Source organism: Brevibacterium sp. LS14, assembly GCF_012027885.1.
Taxonomy (GTDB): domain Bacteria; phylum Actinomycetota; class Actinomycetes; order Actinomycetales; family Brevibacteriaceae; genus Brevibacterium; species Brevibacterium casei.
Genome location: NZ_SJXG01000031.1, coordinates 1 through 17,466, shown reverse-complemented (window position 1 = coordinate 17,466; position 17,466 = coordinate 1). Strand labels below are relative to the sequence as shown.

18 protein-coding genes are annotated in these 17,466 nt (G+C 67.9%); 8 read left to right on the top strand and 10 right to left on the bottom strand.

The window, feature by feature from the left end; genetic code table 11:
- The first annotated feature begins 9 nt into the window (after window positions 1–9).
- Window positions 10–717, top strand: a complete 708-nt coding sequence (locus tag EZE58_RS02935; protein ID WP_205772075.1) for a DUF998 domain-containing protein — start codon at window positions 10–12, stop codon at window positions 715–717.
- A 13-nt stretch (window positions 718–730) separates the two neighbouring features.
- Here EZE58_RS02935 and EZE58_RS02930 read toward each other — a convergent pair whose 3' ends face one another.
- A complete protein-coding gene (locus EZE58_RS02930; RefSeq protein WP_009374756.1) occupies window positions 731–877 on the bottom strand; it encodes a GPGG-motif small membrane protein in 147 nt (48 codons plus the stop codon).
- Window positions 878–910: 33 nt separating this feature from the next.
- Window positions 911–2,083 carry an ifapsoriasin-like protein gene (locus EZE58_RS02925; RefSeq protein ID WP_009374755.1) on the bottom strand — a complete coding sequence of 391 codons (1,173 nt, stop codon included), beginning with the start codon at window positions 2,081–2,083 and terminating at the stop codon, window positions 911–913.
- Window positions 2,084–2,285: 202 nt separating this feature from the next.
- Between EZE58_RS02925 and EZE58_RS02920 the strand changes: the two genes are divergently transcribed.
- Entirely contained in the window at window positions 2,286–3,191 is a 906-nt protein-coding gene (locus EZE58_RS02920) for a macrolide 2'-phosphotransferase (RefSeq protein ID WP_009374754.1), read from the top strand.
- 21 nt (window positions 3,192–3,212) lie between these two features.
- On the opposite strand, the gene EZE58_RS02915 is transcribed toward EZE58_RS02920, so the two are convergent.
- On the bottom strand, window positions 3,213–3,932 hold the full coding sequence (locus EZE58_RS02915; RefSeq protein WP_009374753.1) for a DUF429 domain-containing protein: 720 nt from the start codon (window positions 3,930–3,932) through the stop codon (window positions 3,213–3,215).
- Window positions 3,933–3,990: 58 nt separating this feature from the next.
- On the opposite strand from EZE58_RS02915, the gene EZE58_RS02910 reads away from it, so the two are divergent.
- Window positions 3,991–4,779, top strand: a complete 789-nt coding sequence (locus EZE58_RS02910) for a fructosamine kinase family protein (protein ID WP_009374752.1) — start codon at window positions 3,991–3,993, stop codon at window positions 4,777–4,779.
- Between the two features lie 119 nt (window positions 4,780–4,898).
- On the opposite strand, the gene EZE58_RS02905 is transcribed toward EZE58_RS02910, so the two are convergent.
- Window positions 4,899–5,777, bottom strand: a complete 879-nt coding sequence (locus tag EZE58_RS02905) for a DUF4352 domain-containing protein (RefSeq protein ID WP_227007308.1) — start codon at window positions 5,775–5,777, stop codon at window positions 4,899–4,901.
- Window positions 5,778–6,150: 373 nt separating this feature from the next.
- Between EZE58_RS02905 and EZE58_RS02900 the strand changes: the two genes are divergently transcribed.
- Together EZE58_RS02900 and EZE58_RS02895 are read left to right on the top strand one after the other, a co-directional pair.
- Window positions 6,151–7,647, top strand: coding sequence for a histidine kinase (locus EZE58_RS02900; RefSeq protein WP_009374750.1), 1,497 nt, complete (start codon window positions 6,151–6,153; stop codon window positions 7,645–7,647).
- A 67-nt stretch (window positions 7,648–7,714) separates the two neighbouring features.
- Window positions 7,715–8,407 (top strand): response regulator transcription factor, encoded by a 693-nt coding sequence (locus tag EZE58_RS02895; protein ID WP_009374749.1) that lies wholly within the window; start codon window positions 7,715–7,717, stop codon window positions 8,405–8,407.
- Window positions 8,408–8,588: 181 nt separating this feature from the next.
- Here the strand turns inward: EZE58_RS02895 and EZE58_RS02890 are convergent, their stop codons facing one another.
- Together EZE58_RS02890 and EZE58_RS02885 are read right to left on the bottom strand one after the other, a co-directional pair.
- On the bottom strand, window positions 8,589–9,938 hold the full coding sequence (locus EZE58_RS02890; RefSeq protein ID WP_063250580.1) for an MFS transporter: 1,350 nt from the start codon (window positions 9,936–9,938) through the stop codon (window positions 8,589–8,591).
- A gap of 115 nt (window positions 9,939–10,053) precedes the next feature.
- Entirely contained in the window at window positions 10,054–13,122 is a 3,069-nt protein-coding gene (locus tag EZE58_RS02885; RefSeq protein ID WP_131248385.1) for a cytochrome P450, read from the bottom strand.
- Between the two features lie 114 nt (window positions 13,123–13,236).
- Here EZE58_RS02885 and EZE58_RS02880 point away from each other — a divergent pair, with 114 nt between their 5' ends.
- Window positions 13,237–14,157 (top strand): LysR family transcriptional regulator, encoded by a 921-nt coding sequence (locus EZE58_RS02880; RefSeq protein ID WP_119296607.1) that lies wholly within the window; start codon window positions 13,237–13,239, stop codon window positions 14,155–14,157.
- A 145-nt stretch (window positions 14,158–14,302) separates the two neighbouring features.
- Here EZE58_RS02880 and EZE58_RS02875 read toward each other — a convergent pair whose 3' ends face one another.
- The 3 genes from EZE58_RS02875 to EZE58_RS02865 form a co-directional block, all read right to left on the bottom strand.
- Window positions 14,303–14,464, bottom strand: coding sequence for a hypothetical protein (locus EZE58_RS02875; protein WP_162909074.1), 162 nt, complete (start codon window positions 14,462–14,464; stop codon window positions 14,303–14,305).
- A gap of 159 nt (window positions 14,465–14,623) precedes the next feature.
- Window positions 14,624–15,901, bottom strand: a complete 1,278-nt coding sequence (nhaA, locus tag EZE58_RS02870; protein ID WP_222125952.1) for a Na+/H+ antiporter NhaA — start codon at window positions 15,899–15,901, stop codon at window positions 14,624–14,626.
- A 140-nt stretch (window positions 15,902–16,041) separates the two neighbouring features.
- The gene (locus EZE58_RS02865; RefSeq protein ID WP_162909073.1) at window positions 16,042–16,203 is read right to left on the bottom strand and encodes a hypothetical protein; all 162 of its coding nucleotides are present in this window, start codon (window positions 16,201–16,203) and stop codon (window positions 16,042–16,044) included.
- Window positions 16,204–16,289: 86 nt separating this feature from the next.
- On the opposite strand from EZE58_RS02865, the gene EZE58_RS02860 reads away from it, so the two are divergent.
- Entirely contained in the window at window positions 16,290–16,700 is a 411-nt protein-coding gene (locus tag EZE58_RS02860) for a VOC family protein (RefSeq protein ID WP_063250576.1), read from the top strand.
- Window positions 16,672–17,181 (top strand): ribonuclease E activity regulator RraA, encoded by a 510-nt coding sequence (gene rraA / locus EZE58_RS02855; protein WP_167559775.1) that lies wholly within the window; start codon window positions 16,672–16,674, stop codon window positions 17,179–17,181. The genes EZE58_RS02860 and rraA overlap by 29 nt, the downstream gene beginning before the upstream one ends.
- Before the next feature lie 34 nt (window positions 17,182–17,215).
- Here the strand turns inward: rraA and EZE58_RS17185 are convergent.
- Window positions 17,216–17,466: hypothetical protein (locus tag EZE58_RS17185; RefSeq protein WP_205772074.1), on the bottom strand; the 251-nt coding region annotated here is incomplete at its 5' end.

Sequence of the window (17,466 nt, the reverse complement as noted above, 5' to 3'; positions counted from 1 at the left end):
ATGGTCGGCATGAGGGAAAGTCTCCTTGTGCCGGAACGCCAACTGCGGATCGCCGGAATCTGCTGGGCGGGGGCGGGTCTGGTCTATCTCCTCGCCGAGGCGGCCGCAGCGTCGGCCTTCCCGAACTATTCGTACGCGGTCAACTACGTCAGCGACCTCGGCGTCCCCGATGTCGAGGTCCTCGCCGGTCGCCGCATCGACTCCCCGCTCTGGCCGGTGATGACGCTCGGCTTCGGCGTCCAGGGCGTGCTCTTCGCGCTCGGGGCGGTGCTCGCCGTCCGCAGTTCCCGACAGCCGCTGGGTCGTGTGTTCGTCGTCTTCGCGCTCGTCCATGGGCTCGGGATGGTCGTCATCGCCGCCGTCCATGGCGGTCAGGCGACCATCGCGGCCGGGCTCGGGTGGGTCCACCTCCTCGGCGCCGGGCTCGCGCTTCTCGGCGGTCAGGCAGCGGTGATCGTCGCCGGCGCAGCACTTCTCCGCCGTCGCGGGCGGACCTCCACCGACGTCCGCCTCGGCGCGGTGAGCATCGCGCTCGGAGTCGTCGGATTCCTCGGGATCGTCATGCTCGAGATCGACGTGCGGGTGGTGGCGGGCACGATCCTCGCCGACGGGGTGTGGGAGCGGATCGGGTTCTACGCGATCATCGCGTGGGAGCTGCTCATCGGTGTCGCGCTCACAGCACGGCGCCCCGATCCGAGGGGAATCGGGGCGCCGTGAGCGGAGGGCCCGGCTAGGCGAAGATGCTCACCCCACCCGGTCCGACAAGGAGTCCGACGACGATGAGGATGACACCCCAGAGGATCTGCTTCCGGAAGATGGCGAAGATTCCTGAGATGACGAGGATCGCGGCGATGATCCAGAGGATTGTGGCGAGCATGATGACTTCCTTTCGTTGTGGTGCGCGGGGGTCTCAGTGCCTGGGGGCGTTCGGGTTGCGGCCGTCGACGTCGGGCTGATTCGGGTCGAGACGGCGCGGACGGGTCGGGTCGACTGCGTTCAGGTCGCCCTGGTCCGGGTCGGCCGCGTACGGGTCGGCCTGGTTCGGGTCGCCCTGGTGCCCGGCGTACCGTCCGTCTCCGTTGACATCGCCCTGATTCGGGGCGAACCGGCGGTCGGGGTCCTGATCACCGGTGTATCGGTTCGACTCGTACGGGTCGGCACCGCGCGGGTCGCGGCCATCGTAACGATCGGATCCGACGCCCTGTGCTGCGCGGGGATCACGACCATCGACGCCGTCGGCGGCGAGGCCGTCGGTGCTGCCGTAACCGGCGTTGCGGTCGTACCTGCCGGCACCGCCCGCGTCGCGGTCGTACTGGTCGTCGCGATCGCTCACACCGGCAGCTCCGACGCCGCGGCCGTCGCGATCGCGGTCGCCCCAGCCGCGTCCGTCGCGGCCGTCCTGATCACGATCGTCCCAGCCGCGGCCGTCGCGGTCACGGGTGCTCTGGTCGTCCCAGCCGCGGCCGTCCCGGTCACGGGTGCTCTGGTCATCCCAGCCGCGGCCGTCCCGGTCACGGGTGCTCTGGTCATCCCAGCCGCGGCCGTCCCGGTCACGGGTGCTCTGGTCGTCCCAGCCGCGGCCGTCGCGGTCATTGAGATTGCGACCGTCCTGATCGCGGTCATCGACGTCCCAGTCGCGAGCGTCGGCGTCGCGGTCGGTCCTGCGCTCTCCTGTGCGCTCATCGACATCGGGGTCGAGCTCGTCGGCGCGGCGGAGGTCGCGCTCCTGCTCGAGCCGCGACTTCTCTGCGGACTGTTCGAGGTGGCTGGCCGAGACGTCGTACTGCTCGGCCTTGGCCGCGGCCTCCTGTGCCTCGGCTTCGCGCTGACGGGCCTCCGCCGCCTTCGCCTCGGCCTCCGCGTATGCCTGGTCGGCGCGGGAGCGGGCGGTTCCGGCTTCAGCTTCGTAGGCCTCGGTGCGCGGGCTGGACTCGGCGACATTCTGGCGGATCTGCGCTGCCTCCTGACGCTGAGCTTCGCGCTTCTTCGCCGCCGCCCTCCGGCTCACCGCGACGATGACGATGATGGCGACGATGACGACGACAGCTGCGACGACGATCCAGAGGATGGTGGATCCATTCATGCGCCCAATTCCTTTCAGTGCGGTCGACCCTCTTCGGCCGGCTCGACTACTACATCGGTGCTCCTCTCATCGTTGCACGGCACCTCCATACCGGCAAGTGTATTTGCGAATATGTCTTGCCGTATGACACAACTTCGTCACAGCCAGGCATCTTTCCGCCAGTCTGCTGTACTTCGTGTCGCGGGTCAGCGACAGTGGTGGGATGCACCCCAGCCCCGCCCCCACCATCCCCATCAGCGACCTGGCCGCCGCCCACGGCCTCGAGATCGACCCGTCGACGATCGTCGTCAGCGAACTCGGCCTCGACTTCCGTGTCGCCATCGCCGAGGCGGCCGACGGCCGTTCGTGGGTGATGCGGATCCCCCGCCGTTCGGATGCCGCCGACCGCGCCCGCGTCGAAGGACGCCTGCTCGCTGCCATCGGCCCTGAGCTGAGCTTCTCGGTCCCGGATTGGAAGATCCACACCGATGACCTCATCGCCTATCCCCTGCTCCCGGGTTCTCCGGGGCTGTCGATCGATGACGCGGGACAGCCTCGGTGGCATTTCGACCTCGAATCCGCGGACTATGCACGCTCCCTCGGCGACGTCCTCGCCGAACTCCACGCCGTCGATGAGGAGATCGTGGCCGATTCCGGCATCCCCATCGAATCCCCCGCCGAGGTGAGGGCCCGCAAACGCGAGGAGATCGCCGCCGTCGCCGCCGAGTTCGAGGTCTCGCAAGAACTCCTCGACAGGTGGAGGGCCTGGCTCGCCGACGACCGGTACTGGCCGACGTGGACGACCGTGACTCACGGTGAGATCTATCCCGCACACCAGGTCATGGAGGGCCCGACGATCCTCGGACTCCTCGATTGGACGACGGCGGCCGTCGGCGACCCCGCCCGCGATTTCGCCTTCCACCAGGCCAGCGTGTCGCCGGAGGCCTTCGACCTCACGGTCGACCGCTACGTCGAGAACGGCGGGAAGGTGTGGCCGAAGCTCGCCGAACACTGCGCGCACCTGTTCTCGACGGCGGCCGTCGACCTCGGACTCTTCGCGCTCGAGACGGACGATGAGGAGCATCTGGCGGCGGCGCGGGAGCAGTTGGGCACCGGGCCGAGAGGATGAGAGCGCGGTACCGGACGACTGTCACGGCATCGGCAGCCAGATCCAGCCCTCTCGGCGGACGATTTCGCTGATACCCTCCGGTGGCCCCACAGCCTTGCCGGTCGCGACGGCTCGTGCCATGAGGGCCGACACGACGGCATCAAGGGCGTTGTCATCGCGGATGCACTCATGGTCGTGGCCGTTCCATGAGAGTTCGGGAAACAACACAGAAAGTCGATCGACGATCTCCGTGCGACGATGCTCACTGCCCGTCCCCTTGTATCCTCTGCTCGGCAGGGTCCAGCAGCTCAGTGCTGCTGCCGGGTAGACTTCGCAGACCCGACCGGAGCCGTCCCTGGCTGCGTCGACTCCCTCCGCGCGCAGGCGTGCTTCGATTCCGACCCAGCGAAGAGCCGGGTAGGCGATGCGATCCGTCGACACGCTCAGCGGAACTCGGCCGGTTCGCTCACGAACCTTGATGTCGGTCGTCCTCATTGCGAGGTTCCGACGCCAGTCGGGACCCGTCGAGGACGGTACCGTAAGTCCGTGCTCGGCATGGTCGCTGATCAGTTGCACGAAGGGGTCTGGCCAGCCTACGGGCACGTCGACCCCGGCCTTCTCGGCTGAGTCGATGACGTGGAGAACATCGTCGTCGTCAGCGCCGACGATCACGGACTCAACGCGGATCGGCGATCCCGAGCTGATGACGGCGACGCCTGTGCGCCGAGGATCGGCAGCCAGATCGATGCCAGCGTAGGACATTCAGCCAGACTACCCGGACCCGTGCAGGTCGTCCGGCACGTCCCGTTAGCCTGGGGCCATGAGTGATTTCCTCAAACAGCGTTCAGGTGCCCCGCACGGGTTCTTCGCCGCCGAGGCGGCCGGCCTGAAGTGGCTCTCCGCACCCGAGGTCATCCCTGTCGTCGACGTCATCAACGTCGGTGAGGACGTCCTCCGGCTCGAACGGCTCACCTCCGTCCCGCCCAGCCCCGAGGCTGCTGCGGAGTTCGGACGCAGACTCGCCCACCTCCATGACTCCGGCGCACCGGCGTTCGGGTGGGCACCGGCGGAACCCGCATGGTTCGGACCCCTGGACTCCCCCTTCGAGGTGCCGGTGAAGCCGACGTCGTCGTTCTCCGACTTCTGGGTGGACCAGCGCCTGCAGCCGGTGGCCGACGACATCGCCGATCAGCTCACGCCCGAGGAGAATGCCACGGTCGCCTCGGCGATCACAGCAGTCGGGACAGGAGCCTTCGACGGCATCGCCGGCTCCGGCGCGGAATCCCCCTCTCGAGTCCACGGCGACCTCTGGTCGGGCAACCTCATGTGGACGCCGGCCGGCGGGACGCTCATCGACCCGGCGGCCCACGGTGGGCACCGTCTCGAGGATCTCGCGATGCTCGCGCTCTTCGGCACTCCGTTCCTCGACGAGATCTTCGCCGGGTACGAAACAGTCCATCCGATGCCCGAATCGTGGCGCGCGGACCTTCCGGCCCACAACCTCTTCGCTCTGCTCGCCCATGTCAGGCTCTTCGGCCGCGGCTTCCTCGGTCAGACACTCGGGGCGGCCAGGGAGGTCACCGATCGTGGCGTGGAACTGGGGGCGTGAGCACAGCTGCCCTCACCACGGGTCAGATTGTCACCGTTGAGAACCGACGGAGAACAGCAGTGCCCGGCCCGATCGGACCGGGCACCACTGCGAGCTCCCACGGCAGCCGATCCGCCTGACTACTTGAGCGAGATCTCCACGGGATCGGAGAAGATGCCGCCTTCGAAGGTGAGTCGGTCCGGGGTGACGTCCTCAGGGACGTCGAAGACGAGCACGCCCTCAGCGGTGTTGCCCGGGTTGATCTCCTCGAGGAAGAGGATCGAGTCCTCGTCGGCGTAGATGCCCGCCTCCGAGTCAGAGGAGTACGTGTTGCCCTTGTCGTCACCGAGTTTGATGTTGTCCTCGAAGAAGTACTCGGGTGAGCTCTTAGTGTTCTTCACCGACAGGGAGACCGTGACGAACTGGCCCTGCGCCTCAGTGTTCAGATACTCCGAACCGACGCTCGAGACTCCGTCCTCGACCTTGTTCACGGTGATCTCCCACCCATCGGCGGTGACGGCATCGCCGATGCCGTACTCGGGGGCGGCCTCGGCCTTCTCTTCGGCGGGCTTGTCCTCCGCAGGCTTCACACCGGTGTCCTGCTCCTCTGCCGCACCACCGTCGGAGCCACCCTGCGACGAGGTCGAGCCTGTGTCCTCGGTCTCGTCTCCGCCGCCTCCGGAGATCGCACTGAAGAAGATGATGACGACGAGGACGACGAGGAGCCAGAACCACCAGCGCTTGAGCAGGGGCTTCTTCTGCTTCGGAGGCTTCTGCCCCGGGTGCATTCCCGGATAGCCGCCGGGGCCGGCCGGCGGCTGCAGGCCCCACTGGGGAGGCTGACCGGGCTGAGGCTGACCGGGCTGCGGCTGACCGGCGTACTGCGGTGCCGCGTACTGCGGCGACCACTGAGTCTGACCTGATGGCTGGGGACCTGCCGGATGCTGGGGACCGGGCGGCTGGGGAGAGTTCTGCTGAGGACCGGACTGCTGGGGATATGGGTCGGGCGGATTCGACATGATGCTCCTTGCAGGGGCGAATAATTCTGACCCGTTCAGCCTCGGGGAATTCTCAGGATTGCGCGTCCGCCCATCGGATCGAACAGGCGAGCCGATCGGTTGATGCTCTTCACCCGATCGGTGGACTACGCGTGTCAGACCCTGCCGATACGATTCATCCGTGTCAGGTCAACCACCCCCGCCGGAGCAGCACCGGCCGCAGCCGGCTCAGTCGCCGCAGCCGGCCCGGGCTCCGCGCGCTCCTCAGCACCCCGGCAGCATGCTGCCGCATGATCGCGACGGCGCACCCCCGGGCCGCCACGGTTCGGACGTGCGCCGACCTGCGCTCAACATCCCTCCGCGACCTCCCCGCCATCCCGTCCAGTCGACACCCATGGGGCACGGTCCCGCGGCGACGAGCGGACAGCAGCTCCAGTGGTCGCCTCCTGCAGGCAACGTGACCAGTCGGTCGGCGGCTGAGCACGGCCGATCGGCGACCCACTCGGCGTCGGGTCGGCGCGGCTCGACCCCGCGCTGGCTGCGGATCACCGGGAGCATCCTCATCGGGATCGTCATCTTCGTCTCCGGCTATCTCACCTCGATGATGGCTCTGACGGCGAACACACTGGCATTCGGCGACGGCATTCTCAGCGTCATCGGCGTCCTCCTCGTCATCCTGCTCCTGCCGATGTGGGGCACCGTGTTCATGCGCCGCAGATGGCCGTGGGTGCCCTTCCTCGTCGGGCTCGTCCCGGCACTGGCGTGGGGAGACTGCCTCCTCATGCTCATCGGACTGTTCCACCTCATCATCCGGGGGTCCCGCCGCAGTGCGGTCATCGCCGCAGTGACCGGCTCCGTCGTCGTCATCGGTTCGATAGTGCGACACTGCCTTTCCCCGACGGCACTCAATCCGTTCAGCTTCTTCGTCATCTCCTCAGCGGTGCAGCCGGGCAATCCCGCGCTCCCCACACCTCCGGAAGACACCGTCCTCGCCGTCAACGTCGTGACCATCGGCATCGGCACCATAGCTCTCGGTCTCAGCCTCGGACTGGGGTATCTCATCCGGCGCACCCAGCGGATGAGAGCGGTCGAAGCCCGCGCGGATCGAGAGGCACAGCGCAACGAATCGCTCTCGGCCGAACTCGCGCGCCAGTCCGAACGCGAACTGCTCGCGCGCGAACTCCACGACACGCTCTCCCACCGCCTCTCCGTCATCTCCCTCCACAGCGGTGCCCTCGAACTCGGCAGCAAGGACGGCGCCGATGTCGCGTCGACCGCCTCGGCGCTTCGGCAGGAGGCGCACGCCTCCCTCGAGGATCTGCGCGAGCTCGTCGGCGGAGTCCGTGAGGGCACGCTGGCCGGCGCCGGCCCGCACAAGGAGCAGTCGACTCCCCCGAGCCTGGCCTCGATGCGCTCGATCCCCCAGCTCATCACGTCGGTGCAGGCCACCGGCACGATCGTGCGCCCCTCGATCATCATCCAGGACGTCGAGAGCGCATCGACGAGCTTCGACCGAGCTGTGTACCGGATCGTCCAGGAGTCCCTGACGAACGCGATGAAGCACGCCCCCGGAGCGCCTGTGACGGTCGAGGTCTCGGTCTCCGCCGACCGCGGGGGCCATCTCATCATCGTCAATCCCGCGCCTGTGCCGAGTCCGCGTCACGGCCATCGCGACACCGGCGCCGAGGTGCTTCCTGCCCGGCCGTCGGCCCCGCCGTTCTCCCGCGGCGGTGCCCCGGCGAGCCGTCCACTGTCCACGTCCGGTTCGGGATCCGGCCTCGAGGGCATCCGCGAGCGGGCCGTCATGCTCGACGGCGAGGCGCACATCGGTATTCGTGACGGCGACTTCGTCGTCGAGGTGATCCTCCCGCCCTTCCCCCGCCGAGGCTGAAACCGACCGACCCGGCCTGATACCGCAGTCGTCACCGGTGTCATCACCCTCCGGTAGTCTGTCGTCCATGACCCAGACCGCCGATCCCATCCGCGTCATCGTCGTCGACGACGACCCGATGGTCGTCACCGGGATCAAGGGGATCCTCAGCACGACGGACGACATCGAGACGGTCGGGTCGGCGCTCAGCGGTGAGGACGCCCTCGACCAGGTCGCCCTCCACTTCCCCGACATCGTCCTCATGGACATCCGGATGCCCGGCATCGGCGGGATCGAGGCGATCGAACGGCTCACCAACAGCGTCCGCCCGCCCAAGGTCGTCGCGCTCACGAGCTTCGACAGCGACGATTACCTCTATCGCGCTCTGGAGGCCGGAGCCGCCGGATACCTCGTCAAGGACATCGGCCCCTCCGCCCTCGCCGAGGCGATCCGCAGAGTCCACGCCGATGAGCCGTTCGTCTCCCCTGTCGCCCTCAGACGACTGATCGGAAACGCCACGTCCCGCTCAGCGCGCACGATGCAGCGCGAAGCCGAGGAGCTGCTCGCCGACCTCACCGAACGTGAGCTCGAGATCGCCGTCTACGTCGCGCAGGGCCTGTCGAACCAGGAGATCGCCGACACGATGTTCATGAGTCAGGCGACCGTGAAGACGCATCTCAATCGGATCAACATCAAGCTCGACACGAGCAACCGCGTCCACATCGCCGTCATCGTCGAACGCGCTCAGCTGCCGGCGATGCGACCGCCGTCGACCGGCTGAGCCCCTCCGCCGGCAGCAGGCCCCTGATTCCTCGTCATGGCGCGGACCCCCGACTGGCGACACGCAAGTCGTTGATTCTGCGCACGGATCGATGCCCCGAGCAACCGGCCCAGGGCACCGACGAGGCCTCCGAACTGACCGGCGAGGCGACCGTCGATGTCCGACGGCCGCCTCGGCGAGGTCAGCCCCGGCGCCACACCCCCACAGTCTGGGCGTCTTCGTTGTTCACTGACAGATCGATGCCGCGCCGGTCCTTGACCAGGGAGACGGCGAACAGCGAGATGCCGGCCATGATGACGAGGTAGAGCGACACCGAAGCGGTCGTCCCGGTCGCCTCGAGCAGAGCCTGAGCGATCGTCGGGGCGAACGCTCCGCCGATGACCGCACCGAGGGCATAGGAGATCGCGACGCCGCTGAAGCGGATCGAGGCGGGGAACAGCTCGACGTAGAGGGCCGCCTGCGGCCCGTACGAGAGGCCGAGCCCGATGGAGAAGACACCGAGCGCAAGGTACATGAGCCCGAGGTTGCCGGTGTTGATGAGCCAGAACAGCGGGAACGCGGCGACGATGAGGATGATGAAGCCCAAGACGTAGGTCTTCACCCGCCCGATGGCGTCGGCGAGGTAACCCGAGACGGCCGTCGAGAGCAGCCACACGAACGACCCGAAGGTGATCGCCAGGAGCACATCGATGGGGGCGAAGCCGACGGGGTCGGTCGCGTACTTCGTGACGAAGCCGCCGGTCGTCATGTAGCCGCTCGCGTTGTTGCCGGCGAAGATGAGGGCCGCAACGATGACGAGGGGAAGGTGCTTCTTGAAGAGGACGAGGATCGGCGCCTTGCGCTTGGCCGACTCCTCCTGGATCTCCTGGAACACCGGCGTGTCCTCGACCGTGCGGCGCACCCAGTAGCCGACGCCGATGAGGACGACGGAGAGGAGGAACGGAATCCTCCATCCCCATTCGAGGAACGCATCCCCGGGCGAGATGACGCCGGTCATGAGCGCGATGACGCCCGAGGAGAGCAGCATGCCCAAGGGCACGCCGAGCTGCGGGTAGCACCCGGCTCGGCCGCGCCGGGTCACCTCGGCGTGTTCTACGGCGAGCAGCGCGGCACCGCCCCATTCGCCGCCCGCGGACAGCCCCTGGATGATGCGGAGCAGGATGAGGATGATCGGAGCGGCGACGCCGATGGCCGCATAGGTGGGGATGAGGCCGATGAGCGCGGTCGCCACACCCATCGTCACAAGCGTGACGACGAGGATGAAACGGCGCCCGAGCCGGTCACCGAAGTGCCCGGCGAGGAACGCGCCGAGGGGCCGGAAGAGGAACGAGATGCCGATCGTCGCGAAGGAGAGCATCTGGGCGCCCGCCTCGCCGGCGGGCGCGAAGTAGAGCTGGGCGAAGACGAGGGCAGCGGCGGTCGAGTACGTGAAGTAGTCGTACCACTCGATCGTCGTGCCGATGACGGTGGCGAAGGCGACCTTCCGCTGAGTCCGCTTCGCCTGCGGCGTGGTTCCGTGAGTGACAGTCATGAGAACGTCCTTGTTCGATCGTGATTGCAGTGCTGTGGCCGTGGAGTGGAGCACAGCGCCGGCGGGCAGGGCTCGTGGAACGCGGTCGTGGAGTGAGCCCTGCCCGTGGCGCGGGTCAGGCAGGAGAGTGTTCTGTCGTCAGATTCGAGAGCACTCCTTCCGCCCATTCGCATGCGGCCTCCCCCGCGGGGACGGTGCCGCTGGCATCGTGGCGACCGTACTCGCCCACCCGAGTCGCGCCTCGGGCCTCGAGGGCCTCGGTGAGGAGCTCGCTGCCGCGCGAGTACGTCTTCGTATAGCTCGCATCGCCCATCCCGAACACCGCGAACCGCACCCCGGTGAGGTCGACGTCGCCCTCCTGCAGCTGGGCGTAGAACTCCCTCGCCGAGCTCGGGACCTCCCCGTCGCCGTAGGTCGAGCACACGACGAGGTGGAAGCGGTTCGGGTCGAGGTCGGCGGGGCTGAGCGTCGCGAGGTCGGCGATGACGAGGTCGTCGCGCTCTCCGATGAACGCCCCTAGCTCCTCGGAGACGAGCTCCGCATTGCCCGACTCGGTGCCGAAGAGGATCGTCAGCGGAACGTCGGGGGCAAGGTCGTGGCCGACGCTGCCCGAGGAGGTCTCGAGCTGCGCGTCGAGGCTCTCATCCCGCGCGGCGGAGAGCAGTTCCTGTCGGTCGGTGATCTTCGACCGGCAGCGCCCGACACCCGCGCCGAGGCGCTCGCGGAGGTCGATGCGACGCCAGCCGTCGAAGTCCGTGGACTGCGCACCGGGGTCGAGCCCCGCAGCGCCGGTCGAGATCGTCCCGGCGTTGACCTCGGCGGCCATCGACGCCGCGAGCGTCTTCGCCTCGGTGCGCTGGTCGGGGATCGTGCCGCGGCCGTTGCCCTTGAGCCAGCCGATCGCGAAGAGACCATCGCTGATCCGTCCGTCGCCGGGGATCGGCGAGACCGGGCAGATGCCCTGGCGGGCGACGGTGGCCGTGTCGCGGACGAAGCCGATCGCTGTGATCACCGAATCGACCTCGAGGTGGACGGCTTCCCCGGCGACGTCGATGTCGATGCCGGACACCGCGCCGTCGGTTCCGGTGATCGCTTCCGGAACGGCGGTGAACCACCAGTGGACCTCGATCGATGCACCGGAGGCATGGCCGTCGATCGCGGGATCGAGGAGGTCGCGCAGCGCGTCGAACTTCGCGTCCTTGCCCGGGGCGGTGGTCTCGAGGTCGACACCGTGGAGGACGTGTCGGAGTCCGCGGACGCGGGCGAGTTCGCGGATCATCACCGGATCGAACTTCGCCGCGCTCGGCCCCGACCTGCCGATGACGTCGAGGCGGGAGATGTCGGCGCGCAGCGGCCGGTAGACGCGGTCGTCGAGGTCGCTGCCCTCGAGTGTCTCGTCCTGACTGGTGAGGAGGCGGACGATGTCGACGGCGACGTTGCCCTGGCCGACGATGGCGACACGCGAGCCGAGGGTCACGGCAGGAGCGGCCGCCTCGTCGGGGTGACCGTTGAGGATCCGGGTGAGGGTGCCTGCCCGATAGACCCGGTCGAGGTCGGCTCCGGGCACCGCGAGGTCGCGGTCGTGGGAGAGTCCGCTGGCGAGGACGACGGCATCGTAGTTCGACCTGAGGTCGTCCATCGAGATGTCGCGGCCGAGTTCGGTGTTGCCGATGAAGCGGGCCCGGGGGTCGGCGAAGAGTCGGTCGAACTGCGTGGACACGGACTTCGTGCCCTGGTGGTCGGCGGCGACACCGTAGCGCAGCAGTCCGTACGGTACGGGAAGTCGGTCGAAGACGTCGACGGAGCTGCCGGGAACCTGACGGAGGATCTCCTTCGCGGAGAAGCAGCCCGACGGTCCGGAGCCGACGACGGCGACCTTGGGTCCGGGTCCGCGGTCAGTGCCCGACTCCCCCGCCGAGGTGGTCCCCCCGGTGACGGCGGCACCGTAGTCGGGTCCGGCTGTGGCCCCGGTCCACGTCACCGGCAGCGTGAGCATGCCGCGGAAGACCCATCCGCCGATTGTCGTCTCCTGCGTGGTGTCGATCTCGAGGCCCTTCAGGCTGTTGAAGAGCAGCGGCAGGGCGACGTCGGCGATCTCGGCTCGGGCCGCCCAGTTGCCGAGGCAGACGTGGACGCCCTTGCTGAAGGCGAGGTGGGGCTTGACCTCGCGATGGATGTTGAACTTCTCGGCCTCGGCCCAGACGGTCTCATCGCGGTTGGCTGAGAGCACGCAGATGCCGAGCTTTGCACCCGCCGGCAGAGGGGTGCCGGCGAGGACCGTGTCGCGGGTGACCTGGCGGGAGTACATGCCGATGGGGGCGATCCACCGGATGGTCTCCTCGAAGACCGTCGCCCACAGAGCAGGGTTGGCCATGGCCGCGGCCCGCTGTTCGGGGTGTTCGAACATCGCCAGGGCTGCGACTCCGAGGGCGTCGCGGGGTTCGTTGAGTCCCCCGCCGATCGTCATCTTGATGTTCGCTCGGATCTGCTCGATCGGCATCCTGTCCCCGGGCATCGAGAGCAGCCCGGAGAGGAGGGAGTCGTCGCGGTGGGTGAGGTGGTGGTCGAGCATCTCGTCGAGGGCGAGGTCGACCTCGTTGAAGGACCGCTCGGCCTTCGCCCAGACGACGGGGTCGTCGGAGTAGTTGCCGACGCCGTCGATGAGCGTCTGGGACCAGCGCTGCATGTCCTCCTGGCCGACGTTGTAGAGCCCGATCATCCGCCGCAGCGTCTCGGCGGCGTACGGGGCGGCGAAGTCCCAGATGAGGTCCGATCCCGGACCCTTCTCGATGAGCTTCGCGAGGAGGTCCTCGGCGACCTCGCGATACATCTTCGTCCAGATCCGCTTGACGTAGCCCGGCTTGAGGACGGGCTGCCAGGCGCGGCGCTGCGCATAGTGCTCGGGATCGTCACGGCGGAGCATCGAGTGGCCCATCGCACGGATCTGCAGTGAGTCCTTCTCGTTGGCCGAGTAGACCTCCTGGTCGTGCTCGGTCTCGCTGACCGCTTCATAGCTGGTGATGAGGTAGCGGTTGACCGACGGCACCCAGTGGACTCCGCCTTCGGCGCGCAGTCGTTCGTAGATGGGGAACGGGTCCGCGTAGAGGTCGGGGATCGTCACCCAATCGGCGACCGGAACCTGGTCCGCGGTCTGCGGCGCGTCGGCGTGGAGCTGAGAAGTCATCGTTGTCTCCCCCTCATCTTCGAGATCTGTGATGGCGTTCACAGACCAGTATGTGGAGAATGGAAGAAAAGGAAAAGCGGAATTAATCGCATTACTAGTTCGGAAAAGTCGAATATGCATGCAGACCTCGTCCCCAACTTCAGCCTGCGCCAGCTCTCCTACCTCGTCACGGCAGCCCGCCTGGGCACGATCTCAGCCGCAGCGGCGGAACTCCATGTCTCCTCCTCGGCGATCTCGGACGCCATCACCGCGCTCGAGCATCAGCTCCAATCCCATCTGTGCGTGCGGAGGAAGGCGCAGGGACTCGTCCTCACGGCCGCAGGAAAGCAGGTCGTCGCCCGCGCGCAGACCCTCATCGCCGAGGCGAACGAACTGCAGCGCGAACTCACGACCACCGACGGCGAACTCGCGGGGCCGGTGACGATCGGCTGCTATCCGACCCTGGCGCCGGTGATCCTCCCCGTCCTCCTCGCCGAGTTCGGCGACCAGCACCCGCGGGTGGGCCTCGAGATCGTCGAGACCACGCAGGACCGCCTCGCGGGACGTCTCGAATCGGGTGAGATCGACGTCGCCTTCGTCTACGAGACGCTCATCCCCGGCACCCCCAACCACGTACGCCTCTTCGACCTCCCCGCCCATGTCGTCCTCGCCGCCGACGATCCGTTCGCCGACCGGGAGACGGTGCGCCTCGAGGACCTCGTCGAGCGCGACATGATCCTCCTCGACTCGCCCCCGTCGAGCCAGCACACGCTCTCGATGTTCCATGACCGCGGCCTCCAGCCGAAGGTGCGGCACCGGACGACGAGCTACGAGGTCGTGCGCACGCTCGTCGGTCGCGGGCTCGGTTATGGAGTGCTCGTCCAGCGCCTGCGCAATCCCGCCAGCTATGAGGGCTACCCCCTGGTGATCAAGGAGATCGAGCCGGCGGTCGAGCCGGTCGGCGTCGAGGTCATCTGGCCCTCAGGCATCACCCTGCCCGCACGGGTGGAGGCCCTCATCGAGTTCGCCCTCGCCCGGGAGTGGGGGCACGGGTGACGAATGCCCTCGACGCCGCCGGCCGGTGGTCGGTGACGGTGCGCCGCCGCCCGCCCAGCCGCCTCGACGACGAGACCGGCCCGGTTTCCGGCTCGGCCCGAAAGACAGAGCCGCCCCCGTCCGACGACGAGAGCGGCTCATCGGATCAGTAGTTCTCCGGCGGGTCACTGGCAGGGAACGACTCGTCTCCCCATTCCTCGACGAGCTCGTCCTGGTGAGCGCGGTCGGCGGCTTGGGCGTCGAGCTCCTCGGCCGTGGGGCCGGTGGTCTCGGTGGGCTCGTCTGCGGGTTCGGAAGTCTCGGACATGATCGCGTGCCTCCATCGGTGATGAGTGTGTCATCTCCATTTTGCCCGGTGAGAACGGATTCGGATACAGGAAGCCTGGCCGATTCGGGAATCGGCGCCCGACACGCCGTCGGCGGAGGCGACCGGTGACCGGTCACCTCCGCGAGGGCACCGTCGCCCTCAGGCGGACGAGCGCGTCATGCCGCCGTCGCGGACGAGATCGTGGGTGCGACCGGCCAGACGGTAGTGCCGGTTGCGCACGGCGAGCCAGACGGCCCCGATGAGCGCGGCGAGAAGGGAGCCGCAGAGCACACCGACCTTGACGATCTGCGCGCGGTCGTCGCCTTCGCCGAAGCTGAGATCGCCGATGAGCAGGGACACGGTGAAGCCGACTCCGGCCAGGCACGAAACGCCGATGAGGTCGACCCACCGGAACGTGGGGTCGAGGGAGAATCCTCGGATCCGCGTGACGACGAAGGCCGAGACCGCGATGCCGACCGGCTTGCCAAGGACGAGCCCGAGGATGATCCCGACGGCGACCGGGCTCACCAGTGATTCGGCGAGGCCCGAGAGTCCGCCGACGTCGACCCCGGCGGCGAAGAACGCGAAGATCGGCACCGCGATCACCGCGGAGGGGATGCTCCAGGCATCGGCGAAGCGGGCGGCTGGCCCGTGCCCCTCGGCGCCGTGGATGCCGTCATGGGCGTGGAATCCGCGCTCAGCCGCCTTCCCGCGGCGCACCTTCCCGCGACGCGCCTTCGCTGCCACCGGCACGGTGAATCCGAGGAGGACGCCGGCGATCGTCGCATGGATGCCGGAGGCATGGACGAGGGTCCAGGTCGCGAACGCGAGCGGCATGAGGATCCACCACGCGTGGATCCCCCGCTGCACGGCGAAGCCGAACGCGAGCAGCGGAAGCAGCGCGAGGCCGAGCGGGGCCCATGCCAGATCGTCGGTGTAGAAGACCGCGATGATGGCGATGGCGAGGAGATCGTCGACGACGGCGAGGGTGAGGAGGAAGGTCCGCAGCGCGGGCGGCAGGAATCTGCCGACCATCGCGATGATCGCCACGGCGAACGCGATGTCCGTGGCCGCGGGGATCGCCCAGCCGTTGAGTGCACCGCCGCCCGAATCGAGGTTGACGAGCACGTAGAGCAGCGAGGGCACGGCGACACCGCCGATGGCAGCGGCCACCGGGATCGCCGCGGTCCTCGGGTCGCGCAGCCTGCCGGCGACGAACTCCTCTTTGAGTTCGAGGCCGACGACGAAGAAGAAGATCGCGAGCAGCCCGTCCGAAGCCCAGCTGTTCACCGAGAGGTTGAGCTTGAGGGACTCGGGGCCGAATTTCGTCGAGCGGAGGCTCTCGTACCAGTCGGCCGCCGGGGAGTTCGCAAGGACGATCGCGGCTGCGGTCGCAGCGAGCAGGAGGATGCCGCCGACGGCGTCGTGCTTGAGCACACGGGCGATCGTCTGGCGGAGGGAACGAGCAGGAGCAGAGGAATCAGGGGTGGCCGAAGACATCGGTGAGGTCGCTTTCGCAGAGATGGGATGAGGGCGCGCGGGCGCGTCGATCCACCCCGAGAGGGCGGATCCGCGTGTCAGCGGCGCGGCGGCGGGCAGCCGGCGATCTCACCGTGGGCGTTCGTCCCCCAGGAACTCATCCACCCGTTCGTGCCGTTCGACAGAGTCGTCATGAGCTTCGACTTCGGGAAAACGGCGTCGCGGACGGACTGCCGGAGGGTCGAAACGGAAGAAGGCACCCCTCTACTCTATCGACAACGCCGGGACCTGGGCCAATCACGCCGGGCCCCTGTGAGGGGGTTCGGTCCCGTGCTACGGTGCTGGCATGAGACCCGCTGCCGTCGTCGTCTGCCTGCCCGCCGCCGACCTCGATCGCTCTCTGCGCTTCTACCGGGAGTGCTTCGACCTCGAGCCTTCCGACGCCGACGACATCATCGTCGCTTTCGAACTCCCCCACCTCTCCCTCTTCCTCATCGCCGAGGCGGAGTACCGCACCTACCTCGACCGTGCGGGTGTCGGCACCGCGGCCGTCCCCGCTCCCGGTGCGGTCATCGTCTCGTGCGCGATCACCTCCCCCGGCGAGGTCGATGACGTCGCCCAGCGGGCGGCAGCCGCCGGAGGTCGCGCCGACCCGCCGGTCGACCTCGACGGCTCGCACACCGCCTACATCCACGATCCCGACGATCACGTCTGGGAGCTCGTGAGCAATGAGCAGACCGCCCGCGCCGCCGAATGACTGTGGAGGACATGTGACCGTCTCGACCGCCGACCTTTGGGACGAACGAGGTCCCGAACTCCATTCCATCGCGCTCAACTTCATCGACTTCGGAGACAAGGTCGCGTTCTCGGGGCCGGCCCGCACCGTCCGCTGCTTCGAGGACAACGCGCTGGTGAAGTCGGTCCTCTCGGGCCCGGGCGACGGCTCCGTCCTCGTCGTCGACGGCGGCGGATCGATCGCAACCGCGCTCATGGGCGACATGATCGCCGAACTCGCCCTGGGCAACGGGTGGGTCGGCGTCGTCATCAACGGCGCCGTCCGCGACCGCGAGGTCCTCGCCACCCTCGACCTCGGCGTCAAGGCCCTGGCGAGCAATCCGCGCAAGAGCGGGAAGACCGGCGACGGAGAGCAGGACATCGTCGTCGAGTTCGGCGGGGCGACGATCCGTCCCGGAGCGATGGTCTTCGCCGATGCCGACGGAGTCGTCGTCGAACGCTGACGAGATCGGACGCTCGGCGTCGCAACTCACATTGTCAAAGTGAAAAGTAGTAGTCGCGAATATACTCGGCCATCGTGGCTCTGCGATTGGCCAGGAACTCCTGGTAGTTCGCAGCAGTCGTCTCCTCGAGTGTCAGCGGGACCGCATTCTCAGCGAAACTCTTTTGCAATTCCTCCAGCGAATTGATCTCGCCGAGCGACAGTTTTCCGGCTCTTCGCAGCTGAGAGTGTAGTCGGGTTGGGCGCGTCGGTCGCTGGATAGGGGTCGAGGCCCTCCGAGGATGGA

Coding starts and splice junctions, on each gene's coding strand:
- EZE58_RS02935 (WP_205772075.1), top strand. CDS start 10: ATGAGGGAAAGTCTCCTTGTGCCGGAACGCCAACTGCGGATCGCCGGA.
- EZE58_RS02930 (WP_009374756.1), bottom strand. CDS start 877: ATGCTCGCCACAATCCTCTGGATCATCGCCGCGATCCTCGTCATCTCA.
- EZE58_RS02925 (WP_009374755.1), bottom strand. CDS start 2,083: ATGAATGGATCCACCATCCTCTGGATCGTCGTCGCAGCTGTCGTCGTC.
- EZE58_RS02920 (WP_009374754.1), top strand. CDS start 2,286: ATGCACCCCAGCCCCGCCCCCACCATCCCCATCAGCGACCTGGCCGCC.
- EZE58_RS02915 (WP_009374753.1), bottom strand. CDS start 3,932: ATGTCCTACGCTGGCATCGATCTGGCTGCCGATCCTCGGCGCACAGGC.
- EZE58_RS02910 (WP_009374752.1), top strand. CDS start 3,991: ATGAGTGATTTCCTCAAACAGCGTTCAGGTGCCCCGCACGGGTTCTTC.
- EZE58_RS02905 (WP_227007308.1), bottom strand. CDS start 5,777: ATGTCGAATCCGCCCGACCCATATCCCCAGCAGTCCGGTCCTCAGCAG.
- EZE58_RS02900 (WP_009374750.1), top strand. CDS start 6,151: ATGGGGCACGGTCCCGCGGCGACGAGCGGACAGCAGCTCCAGTGGTCG.
- EZE58_RS02895 (WP_009374749.1), top strand. CDS start 7,715: ATGACCCAGACCGCCGATCCCATCCGCGTCATCGTCGTCGACGACGAC.
- EZE58_RS02890 (WP_063250580.1), bottom strand. CDS start 9,938: ATGACTGTCACTCACGGAACCACGCCGCAGGCGAAGCGGACTCAGCGG.
- EZE58_RS02885 (WP_131248385.1), bottom strand. CDS start 13,122: ATGACTTCTCAGCTCCACGCCGACGCGCCGCAGACCGCGGACCAGGTT.
- EZE58_RS02880 (WP_119296607.1), top strand. CDS start 13,237: ATGCATGCAGACCTCGTCCCCAACTTCAGCCTGCGCCAGCTCTCCTAC.
- EZE58_RS02875 (WP_162909074.1), bottom strand. CDS start 14,464: ATGTCCGAGACTTCCGAACCCGCAGACGAGCCCACCGAGACCACCGGC.
- EZE58_RS02860 (WP_063250576.1), top strand. CDS start 16,290: ATGAGACCCGCTGCCGTCGTCGTCTGCCTGCCCGCCGCCGACCTCGAT.
- rraA (WP_167559775.1), top strand. CDS start 16,672: ATGAGCAGACCGCCCGCGCCGCCGAATGACTGTGGAGGACATGTGACC.